Origin of the sequence: Fictibacillus sp. 26RED30, from assembly GCF_015903845.1 — a bacterium.
Taxonomy (GTDB): domain Bacteria; phylum Bacillota; class Bacilli; order Bacillales; family Fictibacillaceae; genus Fictibacillus; species Fictibacillus phosphorivorans.
Genome location: NZ_JACZDV010000002.1, coordinates 387,484 through 400,528, shown reverse-complemented (window position 1 = coordinate 400,528; position 13,045 = coordinate 387,484). Strand labels below are relative to the sequence as shown.

At 42.4% G+C, this 13,045-nt stretch carries 13 protein-coding genes and 1 pseudogene; 7 read left to right on the top strand and 7 right to left on the bottom strand.

The genetic code is table 11. The features are described 5' to 3' along the window. Window positions 1–372: 372 nt before the first annotated feature. The 3 genes and pseudogenes from IHV11_RS14720 to IHV11_RS14710 all read left to right on the top strand — a co-directional run bounded on the left by IHV11_RS14720 (window position 373) and on the right by IHV11_RS14710 (window position 2,427). Complete coding sequence (locus tag IHV11_RS14720) at window positions 373–942, top strand: thymidine kinase (protein WP_197195306.1); 570 nt, start codon at window positions 373–375, stop codon at window positions 940–942. A 124-nt stretch (window positions 943–1,066) separates the two neighbouring features. Then, a pseudogene (locus tag IHV11_RS14715) lies at window positions 1,067–1,639 on the top strand (thymidine kinase); the annotation flags it as partial. Between the two features lie 317 nt (window positions 1,640–1,956). After that, window positions 1,957–2,427: a hypothetical protein gene (locus tag IHV11_RS14710; RefSeq protein WP_197195305.1), complete on the top strand. Its 471-nt coding sequence runs from the start codon at window positions 1,957–1,959 to the stop codon at window positions 2,425–2,427. Window positions 2,428–2,472: 45 nt separating this feature from the next. On the opposite strand, the gene IHV11_RS14705 is transcribed toward IHV11_RS14710, so the two are convergent. Beyond that, complete coding sequence (locus tag IHV11_RS14705) at window positions 2,473–3,807, bottom strand: FAD-dependent oxidoreductase (RefSeq protein WP_197195304.1); 1,335 nt, start codon at window positions 3,805–3,807, stop codon at window positions 2,473–2,475. 154 nt (window positions 3,808–3,961) lie between these two features. Here IHV11_RS14705 and IHV11_RS14700 point away from each other — a divergent pair, with 154 nt between their 5' ends. The 4 genes from IHV11_RS14700 to prmC all read left to right on the top strand — a co-directional run bounded on the left by IHV11_RS14700 (window position 3,962) and on the right by prmC (window position 7,055). After that, complete coding sequence (locus IHV11_RS14700) at window positions 3,962–4,288, top strand: hypothetical protein (protein ID WP_144696872.1); 327 nt, start codon at window positions 3,962–3,964, stop codon at window positions 4,286–4,288. A gap of 42 nt (window positions 4,289–4,330) precedes the next feature. Continuing rightward, the gene (locus IHV11_RS14695) at window positions 4,331–4,975 is read left to right on the top strand and encodes an MOSC domain-containing protein (protein ID WP_197195303.1); all 645 of its coding nucleotides are present in this window, start codon (window positions 4,331–4,333) and stop codon (window positions 4,973–4,975) included. A gap of 144 nt (window positions 4,976–5,119) precedes the next feature. Then, complete coding sequence (gene prfA, locus IHV11_RS14690; protein WP_066399006.1) at window positions 5,120–6,193, top strand: peptide chain release factor 1; 1,074 nt, start codon at window positions 5,120–5,122, stop codon at window positions 6,191–6,193. A gap of 1 nt (window position 6,194) precedes the next feature. Beyond that, a complete protein-coding gene (gene prmC, locus IHV11_RS14685) occupies window positions 6,195–7,055 on the top strand; it encodes a peptide chain release factor N(5)-glutamine methyltransferase (protein ID WP_197195302.1) in 861 nt (286 codons plus the stop codon). 140 nt (window positions 7,056–7,195) lie between these two features. On the opposite strand, the gene rbsB is transcribed toward prmC, so the two are convergent. Genes rbsB through IHV11_RS14655 form a run of 6 tightly spaced genes read right to left on the bottom strand, consistent with a single transcriptional unit; the run spans window position 7,196 to window position 12,833 of the window. Beyond that, complete coding sequence (gene rbsB / locus IHV11_RS14680; protein ID WP_197195301.1) at window positions 7,196–8,113, bottom strand: ribose ABC transporter substrate-binding protein RbsB; 918 nt, start codon at window positions 8,111–8,113, stop codon at window positions 7,196–7,198. A 12-nt stretch (window positions 8,114–8,125) separates the two neighbouring features. Continuing rightward, entirely contained in the window at window positions 8,126–9,082 is a 957-nt protein-coding gene (gene rbsC, locus IHV11_RS14675) for a ribose ABC transporter permease RbsC (RefSeq protein WP_197195300.1), read from the bottom strand. A 1-nt stretch (window position 9,083) separates the two neighbouring features. Continuing rightward, the gene (locus tag IHV11_RS14670; protein WP_197195471.1) at window positions 9,084–10,565 is read right to left on the bottom strand and encodes a sugar ABC transporter ATP-binding protein; all 1,482 of its coding nucleotides are present in this window, start codon (window positions 10,563–10,565) and stop codon (window positions 9,084–9,086) included. A 15-nt stretch (window positions 10,566–10,580) separates the two neighbouring features. Beyond that, a complete protein-coding gene (gene rbsD, locus IHV11_RS14665; protein ID WP_197195299.1) occupies window positions 10,581–10,976 on the bottom strand; it encodes a D-ribose pyranase in 396 nt (131 codons plus the stop codon). Beyond that, the gene (rbsK, locus tag IHV11_RS14660; RefSeq protein WP_197195298.1) at window positions 10,973–11,851 is read right to left on the bottom strand and encodes a ribokinase; all 879 of its coding nucleotides are present in this window, start codon (window positions 11,849–11,851) and stop codon (window positions 10,973–10,975) included. The genes rbsD and rbsK overlap by 4 nt, the downstream gene beginning before the upstream one ends. Further along, a complete protein-coding gene (locus IHV11_RS14655; protein ID WP_197195297.1) occupies window positions 11,844–12,833 on the bottom strand; it encodes a LacI family DNA-binding transcriptional regulator in 990 nt (329 codons plus the stop codon). Before IHV11_RS14655 ends, rbsK begins: the two co-directional genes overlap by 8 nt. Window positions 12,834–13,045: the final 212 nt, after the last annotated feature.

The following is a 13,045-nucleotide window of genomic DNA, read 5'->3' as shown; positions in this document are numbered from 1 at the left end:
CATAACTTCCTTAGAACTGACTATAAAGCTATAGGGATTTTTTTTAAAACTACAGAGTAATATCAATGAGTTGCTTTCGTGGAGGTGAAAAGAAGAGGAAGGTTGACATCGAAAATTTATGCATAAAAATAGGGTGGGTTCACCCGGGGATTTACAAAAGTTCATGAAAAAATAGAAACAGTAGGTCGATATATTTGGAAGCAGTTACACAACCAGATACCCAAAAATCATAATGGCAATCGGATAAATGTTAATATGTCTATAATACACTTCGGTCCCTAGTGCAATTAGTATTTGTACGTTAATATATGTATGTGAGAAAATTGAATTAAGAATTAGTGACAGATATAAAATAGTAAGGGAGAAAGTTAATTGGCTCAGTTATTTTTTAAATATGGCGCAATGAACAGTGGAAAGTCTATAGAAATTATTAAAGTTGCGCATAATTATGAGGAACAAAATAAAAAAGTTTTAATTTTTACTTCATCTATTGATAACAGAGATGAGGTAGGTGTAGTATCTTCAAGGATTGGATTCAGACGTGAAGCAATTCCTGTGTACAGCAATACAAATATTTATTCTATAGTAAAAGATAATGAACACAAACCAGCTTGCGTATTAGTTGATGAGTGTCAATTTTTAGAGAAAGAACATATTATTCAACTAACTAAAATTGTAGATGAATTAGATATTCCTGTAATGGGTTTTGGTTTGAAGAACGATTTTCAAAATGAACTTTTCGAAGGAAGTAAATATATGCTTCTTTACGCTGACAAAATTGAAGAAATGAAAACAATTTGTTGGTTCTGTGAGCGTAAAGCCACTATGGCGTTAAGGGTTGAAGATGGAAAACCTATATATACAGGAGAACAAATAAAAGTTGGGGGAAACGACGCTTATTATCCTGTATGTAGGAAATGTCATACAAATCCACCACTATAAATGTTACTTCGAGTATTTTTTCCAGAATCAAAAAATATATCAAAAGTAGATAAAAATTTTACAGAACCACTATTATGTAAAAAAATCGTATAAAGTAATCATATAAAAAAAATATTAACAGAATAGCGGAAAATCAGAAGAACTTATTCGCCGCGTAAGAAGAGCGACGTATGCAAAGCAAAAAGTACAGGTGTTTAAGCCGCTGATCGATAACCGCTATAGCGAGGAATCGGTTGTGTCTCATAACGGAACCGCTGTTATGGCTGAACCAGTTGGACGTTCTGTTGAGATCTTAAAAAACGTATTGCCTGAAACCGAAGTCGTAGCGATCGACGAAGTGCAATTCTTTGATGAAGATATCATCCCAGTTGCTCAAGAATTAGCGGATCAAGGAATGCGCGTTATCGTTGCAGGACTAGATCAGGACTTTAAAGGCGAGCCGTTCGGACCCGTTCCAAAGATGATGGCTCTTGCTGAACATGTGACAAAGCTTCAAGCGATCTGCATGGTTTGCGGATCACCTGCGAGCCGTACACAGCGTTTGATCGATAACAGACCTGCTTCTTACGATGATCCAGTGATTTTAGTGGGAGCGTCCGAGTCATATGAACCGCGCTGCCGCCATTGTCATGAAGTACCAGGGAAAAAAAGAAACCTCCTATCAAGCGCAGAGGGCTTAGAAGGTCGGTTGAAATAATATAGTGTGATCTGATTAGATATAGTCCGGGAGCTTTGTGCTCTCGGGCTTTTTTTGATGTTGGTGGTGCTTGCGGAAGGCAGCATGCAGTTGGAGAGGAGTCGAAACTTGTCGCGGTGTGTCGACTCGTGGATAAATGGCCAAAACTTGTGGATTGAACGAAGGAATTTATGGATTGAAGGCCAAAACTTGTGGATTCAAGCTCTAAATTTGTGGATTCATCGCTAACTGGATCTAATCAGCCCACTTGAAAGGCTGTCCACTTAACATAATCACCTCCTAAACAGGAAATCCTAACGATATGGGAGGTGTTTATAGTGAAAAAGGCAATCTATGCGCCGCTTTTAGCACTATTGGTAACAACAGCATGTTCACCTATGCAGTCTTATAAAGAAGAAGGGGCTAAAATTGAGCCTGCCGCTCATGAAGATAAACGGGATATTCGGGATAACCTGTTTGGTCATGGGATTATCAATTACCACCTAACCAAAAACGAACCACGAAACAACTACAGCTATGACACGAATATGAATCCAAATGATTATCGGACGATGAATACCACACGATTTGATCTTTCCGATGATCAAGATATGATTCGTCAGGCTGTTATTGATTCGTCTGGAATCAATCCGCAGATGGTCACAGTAAACGGAAATTATGCACACATTCATGTGAATGTGCCGCATGAAATGTCCAAGAAAGAACGGGCAGCTACGCATCGTAAAATTATGAACGCTGTAGAACGAGCTGTTCCACGATACAATTTCTCATTAAAAATCGATCATTAGTGTGGGAAATAAAATGGGAAATGGGGTCAGACCCCATTTCCCAATTTATTTCCCAAGTCTTCGAGCTGCTTGCTGGATGGGATCCCATGACCCATTATAAGGAGGAGCGTATGCCAGATCCAAATCTGCCAATTCCTCAACATCCATATCGTGATAAAGGGCTGTTGCAAGCACGTCGATACGTTTATCTACGCCCTCTTCACCGATGATTTGCGCACCTAGTAACTTTTCTGTTTCTTTGTGATATGTTAATTTTATTTCTAATTTCTTTGGATCAGGGTAATAACCAGCATGACTTTTCGATGTAATCTTGATCTCTGAAAAAGGAATGTTCAGTTTTTCTGCTTCTTTATTCGATAATCCAGTTTTTCCTAGTGTTAGGTCCATGAATTGGATGATGGACGTTCCGACAATTCCTTTGAACGGTTTCTTTACACCAACCATGTTTAATCCGGCAATCCGCCCTTGCTTATTTGCTGTTGTTCCAAGTGGAATATGATCATTCAGTTTTTTTACACGGTGATAATGAGTCGCACAATCACCAGCGGCATACACACCGTCCACACTCGTTTCCATCGACTCATTCACGACGATAACTCCCTGTTCATTGAGTGCTACGTCCGTATCTTTTAAAAAGCCTGTGTTTGGTGACACACCGACCGACACGATCACAAGATCTGTTGGATAATCTTTTTTAGCTGTTTTTACGAATTGAACATGATCGTCGCCTTTAAAACCGAGAACTTCTTCTTCTAAACAAAGCTCGATCCCATGTTTCTCTGCTTCTTTATGGATGAATGGAGCAAAATCAGGATCAAAGATATTTCCAAGCTGATTGCTGCGCTGGATGATACGTACCTTTTTACCGAGTCTTAGTACGTTTTCAGCCATCTCAAGACCGATGTATCCTCCACCGATGATGGTTACGTGTTGAACATTTTTTAGCCCAGCCATGAGATTCTCGGCATCAGGAATCGTCTTAAGCGGATAGATTCCCTGTAGATGCAATCCTGTCCATTGCTTCGGTATGATCGGACTAACACCTGTCGCAACTAAGAGCTTATCATATGGCACCTCAAACGATTGCCCTGTCTTCGTATGTATACCAGTCACTTTTTTAGAGGTGGTATCTACAGCTGTTACCTCATTAAACGTACGAGCATCCATGCCGTATTTTTCCCGGAACGTCTCAATACTGCGAGCGATAAGTTCATCAGTAGAAGGGATGAGCCCGCCTACTACATAAGGAAGTCCGCATTGTCCATAAGAATAGATACCGCCTTTTTCAAGAATCGTGATGTCAGCATCTTTTTCATTACGAACAATCTGCATAGCGGCACTCATACCAGCCGCATCTCCACCAATAATGCAATATTTCATCTGATCAGCTCCTTACGTCTCTCTAACCATATAGTATTCCCATTGTTTCGAAAAAAGTAACGTTTATAAGTATGATGCCACAACTCTCTTCACTTTGACCAACAAGAAGTACAGAGTTAAAACGAACTATGATAGTAGAAAGAGGTGGTGGACTGTGCTAGAGATCAAATCGAACGGAACGGACTGGAACGCACCGGTTCAGCCGATTCATACACTGATAAAAAAGCTTGAACAAAAACCATTGGATCCTGTCTATGAAGGCATGGGCAATTTTATTATTAAATATAAGAATGAAAATCAAACGGACAATCCGCGTTATGTTGGCTGTACGCATTTTCTAGGTCATTTTGCGACCATCCCTTATGTGTTCAATGTGATCACGAACGAAAAAGTGGTGATTGAGGAGCTGACGAAAGCGATTCGAATGAACCAAGAGCGCATCGATTACGAGCAGTTGCGTCGCAATATCTTTTCCTATTAATTTCCTTTTGTCCTATGCTATTCTTTTTGTGAGGTGAGGGGAATGATGGGCAATATAGCTTCGTTAAACATTAAGCTGCCAGAAGAAGTTAAGACACAAACTAAAACTTTTTTTACAGCCTACAATAAAAAGCCGCAGCAGCAACCTGTTTTTTTACATAAAACTCATTTTGAAGGTGACGGAGTAGGGGATACGAAGCACCATGGTGGAACAGATAAAGCAGTATGTGTGTACCCGTTTGAGCATTATGAAAAATGGACGACTGAGCTGAATTTAGAAGCGCCGTTGTCTATCCCAGCATTTGGAGAAAACCTTACTGTTAAAGGTCTTTTAGAGGATGATGTTTGTATTGGTGACGTGTTTTCTGTGGGTGAAGCGATTGTGCAGATCACACAGCCTCGTCAGCCTTGTCAGACGTTAGCTTCTGTTCTTTGTCGGCCAGATATGATCAAAAAGGTTGTAGATACGGGGCGAACCGGTTACTACCTTCGTGTATTAAAAGAAGGATTGGTTGCAGCAGGTGATGAGATGTTGCTGATTGAAAAACACCCTGCACACATTTCTGTAACAGAATCGAACAGGATCAAGTATGGGTTTTTAAAAGATGCTGAAAAAATTCAAAGATTGATCGAAGTGAAAGAATTGGCTGAATCGATGAGAGAGTCGCTGCAAAAACGAAAAATGTAAATATCGTCTCAAGTTTCATAAAGGCTCTCTTTTTAAGGAAAGGGCGGCCTTTTTAATTGATTTCGTTCCTTTTTGCTTTTGACTGTAACACCTGTAATAGTCTATAATTATAATGTTATGCATATAAAACAGAGGTGAAAAACCATGTTAGAACGTTTAGAGACGATCGAAGCAAGATATGACAAGTTAAATGAATTACTCAGTGACCCTGAGGTTATAAATGATACGAATAAGCTGCGCGATTATTCAAAAGAGCAATCTTCCCTTCAAGATACAGTAGCGGTTTACCGTGAGTATAAAGAAGCGAAAGAGCAATTAGATGAAGCAAAATTAATGCTCGAAGATAAGCTTGATGCTGAAATGACAGCGATGGTAAAAGAAGAGATCTCAGGGCTAAACCAACAGATCGAAGAATTTACTGCTCAGTTAAAAATTCTATTGCTTCCAAAAGATCCGAACGACGACAAGAACGTTATCGTCGAGGTTCGTGGTGCAGCAGGTGGAGACGAGGCGGCACTTTTCGCTGGTGACCTTTACCGTATGTACACGCGTTATGCAGAGATGCAAGGATGGAAATCTGAAGTTATCGAAGCTTCTTACACAGAGCTTGGTGGATACAAAGAGATCATCTTTATGATCAATGGTGCTGGTGCTTATTCGAAGCTTAAATATGAAAACGGCGCACACCGTGTTCAGCGTGTCCCTTCAACAGAATCAGGCGGACGAATTCATACGTCAACAGCGACGGTTGCTGTACTGCCTGAGGCTGAAGAGGTTGAAGTGGAGATTCATGAAAAAGACGTTCGCGTTGATACGTTTACATCTTCAGGTCCTGGAGGGCAGTCTGTAAACACGACACAATCAGCGGTTCGTTTAACACACGTTCCTACAGGTACAGTGGTATCGTGTCAGGATGAAAAATCACAGATCAAGAACAAAGAAAAAGCGATGAAAGTTCTTCGTGCGCGTGTATATGATAAAATTCAGCGCGAAATTCAGAAAGAGTACGATGAGACACGTAAGAGTGCAGTTGGTTCTGGAGACCGTTCAGAGCGTATTCGTACGTACAACTTCCCACAAAACCGTGTGACCGATCACCGTATCGGTTTAACGATTCAAAAGCTTGATCAAATCCTTCTTGGTAAGATGGATGAGTTCGTTGAAGCATTGATTACAGAAGACCAAACAAGCAAGATGAAAGCTCAGGCGGACGCGTAAAATGAGTACAAAAGTTCATGAAGCCCTCGCGTGGGCTTCTTCTTTTTTAGCTGAAAACGGACGCGAAAGTTTTGCTGCAGAAATTTTGATGAGACATGTTTTAGGGGATGTGAATCGAACAGAGATGCTCATGCGCCTACATGATGTGATGAGTGAAGAGAATGAGTCGCAACTCAAAGCGGCAGTCGCTCGCCACGTTGAAGGAGAGCCTGTTCAGTATATTACTGGTATAGAGGAATTTTACGGTCGAACGTTTTCGGTAAACGAAGAAGTCTTAATTCCAAGACCAGAAACAGAAGAGTTGGTCGAGCACATCCTAACGCTGATCTCTGAACATTTTCGTGAGACTGTTGCTGTTGCAGATATTGGAACGGGAAGCGGAGCTATCTCGATCTCGTTAGCTTTAGAAAATAATCGACTAAACGTATACACGGTTGATATTGCAGAGGAATCGATTGAGGTAGCGAAAGGAAACGCAGATCGACTTGGTGCAGAGGTTACATTCCTGCACGGAGACCTTTTACAGCCTTTTATCGCTGGAGGGAAAAAACTTGATGTAGTCGTATCGAATCCGCCGTACATTCCTGATCATGAGATCGCTGTCCTTGAAACAATTGTAAAAGACCGTGAACCGATGAGAGCACTAAGCGGCGGGGAAGACGGCTATGTGTTCTATCGACGATTTATGGAAGAATTACCGCTCGTTCTGAAAGAAAAAGCGATTGTAGGCTTTGAAGTAGGAGCAGGGCAGGGCGAGACGGTAGCGAGTATGCTTCGTGTCACGTTCCCGGGTGCGGATGTGTATGTAAAGGAAGACATCAGTGGCAAGGACCGCATGGTGTTCGCCATCCTCGGGAAATAAACGTGGGAAATGGGGTCTGACCCCGGGTCAGACCCCAAACAATTTACACACAATTCAAAGGCCGACTGAGTCCAAGCATGTATTGCTTACACCAGTCGGCCTTTTCTAACTTCATACCATTCTATTCTTCACCTAGCTTCTTATTCTTTCACCATCAACTTAAGTGGTGCTGCAATTTTCTTTTCCACTTTCTTTCCTGCTAGTACGTCGGATGCGGCTTTCACTGCAAGTTCACCGATCAGGTCAGGCTGCTGTGCAACGGTTGCTGCGAGTTTTCCTTCTTTAACAGCATTGATCGCATCATCATTTCCGTCAAAACCAACAACGAGAACATCACGACCAGAGCTGTTTATCGCTTGAAGTGCGCCTAGCGCCATCTCATCGTTATGAGCGAATACGGCTTTAATATCTGGATTTCCTTGTAGAACGTTCTCCATAACGTTTAATCCTTTTGTTCGATCAAAGTCAGCCGTTTGTTTGGCAACAATATCTAACTTTTGATCCGCTACATTGTGGAACCCTTTTCCGCGCTCACGTGTTGCAGAAGCTCCAGGTACACCTTCTAATTCCGCTACTTTTGCACCTTCACCAAGCTGCTTCACGATAAAGTCACCCGCCATCTGGCCGCCTTTTACATTATCTGAGGCAACAAGAGTGGCGACATCTCCTTTATCTGTTGAGCGGTCTAGTGTGACAACCGGAACATCTAGATTGTTTGCAGATTGAACAGCAGTGGAGATTGCTGCAGAATCAGTTGGATTGATCAACAGTGTATCAATACCTTGCTGCAAAAGATCTTCTACATCGTTTACTTGTTTCGCAGAATCATTCTGTGCATCGACAACAATCACTTCCGCACCCTGCTTTTTCGCTTCTTCGATCACGCCGTTTTTCATCGATACGAAGAACGGATTGTTAAGCGTTGAAACGGATAGACCGATTTTAATTTTTTCTCCGTCACCTTTTTTAGCCGGCTTTGCCCATGAAGGGGGCTCTAATGAACAGGCACCTAACAAGAAAACAGATAAAGACATGATGAGTATTAAAGCTTTTTTCATTCAGAAACCCTCCTAAGCTGCTTTTTTACGGTCGATCAATACCGCAATCAAAATAACGATTCCTTTTACGACCATTTGGAAGAATGATGATACACCTAATAAATTCAAACCGTTATTTAACGTTCCGATAATCAATGCACCGATTAATGTCCCCACAATCAGTCCGCGGCCACCAGATAAGCTTGTCCCACCGAGAACAACTGCTGCGATCGCATCCAGTTCATACGATGTGCCGGCAGTCGGTTGAGCAGAGTTCAGACGTGAAGTAAGAATCGCTCCAGCTAGTGCTGCTAATAGCCCTGCTAGTGAATAGATCATGACTTTCACTTTTGTCACTTTGATTCCTGAGATAATGGCGGCTTTCTCGTTACCACCGATCGCATACGTTTTTCTTCCGAACGGTGTTTTATGAAGGATCACCCAAAACGCTGCAAATGCAAGCATCATCGTGATCGCCGGAACCGGAATACCTAAGAAATAGCCTCGTCCAAAAAGTTGGAACATATAGCTTTCGCCAAGACCCGTTATCGGATTACCATCCGTATATACGAGAGTCAGTCCACGGAAAATGGTCATCGTTGCGAGTGTAGCGATAAATGGAGCCATTTTTCCTTTTGTGATCAATAGGCCGTTGATCGCACCCATTGCAGCACCTAGCAAACATCCGATCAAGATCGCTAACATCGGATCGACGCCAGATACGATCATCCCCGCCATCAGTGCACTCGATAATGCGAGAATGGCACCAACAGATAAGTCGATTCCGCCCGTTAGAATAACGAATGTCATACCAAAAGCGATCAATGCGTTGATTGCGACTTGGCGCAGCAAGTTTAATAAGTTAAGGGGTTCTAGAAAACTAGGATTAAGGATCGATACAATCGTTACGAGAATCGGCAGTCCTAATAGAGGTCCAAGTTTTTGCATCAAATTTTCTACATGATTTACTTTCGCCGGTGACGTTTTCATTTTATTGTCCTCCCGTTGCATATGTCATAATTCTTTCTTGAGTCGCTTCGCTCTTCGTGAGCTCACCACTGATCTGTCCTTCGTGAACAACAAGAATGCGATCACTCATGCCAAGAACTTCTGGAAGTTCTGACGAGACCATGATAATCGCTACACCACGATCGGTAAGTTCGTTCATCAACTGATAGATCTCACGCTTTGCACCAACGTCAACACCTCTTGTTGGCTCGTCCAATATCAATACTTTAGGTCCGATTCCAACCCATTTTGCTATTACAACTTTTTGCTGGTTCCCTCCGGAAAGGTTCTTGGTGTTCGTTTCGCTCGATTCGGTCTTGATCTGTAAACGTTTGATGAGCATGTCAACAAAGTCAGACTCTGTTTTATAATCGATCACGCCATTTTTAGAAAAACTTCGTAAGTTCGGCAGTGCCATGTTTTCACGTATTGAAAAGTCGAGAACCAAGCCCTCGTTCTTTCTATCTTCTGTGATAAAACCGATCCCGCGTTTTACGGCTTCGTAAGGGTTTTTAATAGAAACCTTCTGACCACCAACCCAGATCTCGCCAGAATCAAGCTGATCGAGACCGAATAATGCGCGCATGATCTCCGTACGACCTGCACCCATAAGGCCTGAAACGCCAACGATCTCACCGGCTCTTACGGAAAAATTAATATTTTCAAAGATTCCATTTCTCGTCGCGTTTCTTACTTCTAAAACGGTCTCACCAACTTGTGGATTTCGCTCTGGAAAGCGATCTGTAAGCTCGCGGCCGACCATCTTGCGTACCACTTCATCAAAGCTAGTCTCTGAGATCGCTTTCGTATCAACCGTTCTACCATCTCTCATCACCGTAATACGGTCACAAATCGCGAAGATCTCTTCCATGCGGTGTGAGATGTAAACGATCGACACACCTTCTTTTCGTAGAGCGTTGATCACGTCAAACAATTTTTCGATCTCACGCTCTGTAAGGGCAGCAGTAGGCTCATCCATAATGATGACTTTGGCGTTTGTCATAAGCGCCTTCGCGATCTCGATCATCTGCTGTTCACCAACTGAACAGAGTCCTGCGTCTTTTTCAAGTGGAATGGTAACGGCTAACTTTTCAAATTGCTTTTTTGCCAACGCTTTCATTTCTTTTGTTTTTAATAGACCGAACGGTGACCGCAGCTCTTTTCCGATAAAAAGGTTATCAAGCACGGTCATGTCTGGCCATACATTCAATTCTTGGTGTATGAACGCGACCCCGTGCTTCTCGGCTTCTTTCGGGTTATCAAAATATCGTTCTTTTCCATCGATTCGGATGGTTCCTGAATCTCTTTTATGAAGACCGGTCAAAATGTTCATCAATGTAGATTTTCCTGCGCCATTTTCACCCATTAAGGCGTGCACTTCGCCTGATTGAAGGTCGAAGTCAACACCTGATAAGACTTGATTGGCACCAAATGCTTTATATATGTCGTTCATTTGAATGTGCAACACGATCACCTCTTTTTAGAAGATTACACCTGCTTGCAGGATACAGTTCGCATACGGAGTGACTTCACCAGTTCGAATGACTACTTTCGCCTGCTTTATTAATTGTTTAAACGCTTCATGAGAAACGAATTTTTTTTCTGTTTCAGAGAAAGTCTCGTCCATAAATCGTAAAGTCTTTTCGTTATTCTCTTTTATTTCAATCGCGAGAATCACTTGTTCTACGACCATATCATTTGATACAGCGGAAACAACATCCGAGAAGCTCGGTACACCTAGCGTAAGTGCGAGATCAATTCGCGGAACATCGCTAGGAATCGGAAGGCCAGCATCAGCGATCACGATAAGATCGGTGTGTCCGAGATCACTTAATACTTTAGAGATATGACTGTTTAAGATACCATGTCGTTTCATAGACATTCCTCCACTTCCGATCGATTCGGCATGCCGCCTTGAGCACCGAACTTTGTAACGGATAGGGAAGCGGCTCGGTTAGCAAACTGCAAACTTTCAGTGATGCTTTTTCCTTCTGCTAAAGCAACGGCTAATGCGGCATTGAACGTATCTCCCGCACCGGTCGTATCTATCGCCTCTACGGTGTAAGAAGGAACGGTGATCTCTTTTTTACCATCAAAATAACGAGCGCCTTCTTTTCCCTCTGTAATAATTACTTTGTTCGGATACTGTTTCAGTGCTGACTCTGTTGATCGGCCATCGAAAAGAACAGCAGCTTCATGTTCGTTCGGTGTAATATAGCTTGCCGAGTCGATCACTTTTTTAGAGAGTGGGCGAGCAGGTGCTGGATTCAATAACAACGGAATATCAAGCTCTTTGCAAAGCTCACTTACATATTCAACCGTTTCTTCCGGAATCTCTTGTTGAATGAGCACCATATCCGCTTGTTTGATGAGCGATTCTGATTTCTTCACATAATGAGGAGTTACAAGATCGTTCGCGCCTTTAACAACGACGATGCTGTTATCACCTTCAGCTAAAATGATATGAGCTGTACCGCTCTCTGTATCTGTAACCGGTTCCACATTCGTTACATCAACACCGTTTTGTTTAAAATTTTCTAGAATCGCTGTTCCATAATGATCGTCGCCCACACATCCGATCATGTAAACCTCTGCACCAAGACGAGCAGCTGCTACTGCTTGGTTCGCTCCTTTTCCTCCAGGTACGGTTTTAAATGAACGTCCTAAAACCGTTTCTCCTGCTCCTGGACGTTGGTCAGATGTCACGACGAGATCCATCGAAGAGCTTCCGATGACTACAATTTTAACCATTTGTATCAACCTTTCTTGTTGTGTTTCGATCTATAAATGTAACAGGCAGTTGGACTTGCTGTTGTTGAATCTTTTCTTGATTGATAATCTTCACAAGCAGCTGTGCCGCTTCTTTTCCCATCTCATAAGCCGGTTGGCGGATGGTAGAAAGGGAAGGGAACAACAAACTGCTTTGTGGAATGTCATCAAACCCTATGATCTGCAGTTCATCCGGAATTGATTTTCCGAGACGAAGAGCTTCATGTAAGACGGCTGTGGCCACAATATCATTGCTCGCTAACACACCATCTGTATCAGGATACGTTGCAAAAAGTTCTTTCGCCCATTTTTCTGCATCTTCAAAGGCAAAAGAAGTCGTCGACATCACATGAAAATCAATGTTCGATTGACTTAACACTTCTAACGCGCCTTGAAAACGGTCTTGAGCTGGCTGGATGTGCGCGGGACCTTTTAAGATCGTGATCCGCTTGCTGCCTCTTTTTACGATCTCTTCTGCAGCTATTCTTCCGCCTTCTTTTCCATCCGCATAGACCGATGGATAATCACTTGAAGTTCGGTCTAGAAAGACTACGGGAATGGACAGGTTTTTATAGTTGTTCTTTGCTTTATTGTTGGTGGCTGAGATGATGCCGACTACATTGTTCTGAGTAAACGTGTTCAAATAATCGAGCTCTTTTTCCGCATTCTCATCACTGTTTCCAAAAAGAATACGATAACCGCCTTTTTGCATCTCATCTTCCACACCTCTTGCCAGCTGTGGAAAGAAGGGGTTCGTGATGTCCGGCAGCAACAAGCCGACCAGTTTGGATTTCTTTTTATAGAGGGAGCGGGCAACTTCATTTGGGCTGTACTTGAGCTCTTCAACGGCAGCCATTACTTTTTTCCGCGTATCTTCATGAACGTATCCATTCGCATTCAAAACGCGAGATACCGTCGCAACCGATACACCTGATTTCTTTGCCACATCACGAATAGTAACCAAATTTCCGCCTCCTCTAAAATTAATATGTAACCGTTTACACATTTAAGTTAACAGAAATATAATCAGTATGCAAGTTGGTAAATTTTTCTCCTGTTTGGTTGTCTTTGAAAAGACTTTCTTCAGGTCTTACTCTCCCACATCTTTGAAAAGTTGATTGAAGTGAAAGATGCGAGACTCCTGGGGGATCAGCGGGACAGGTGAGACACCTAACA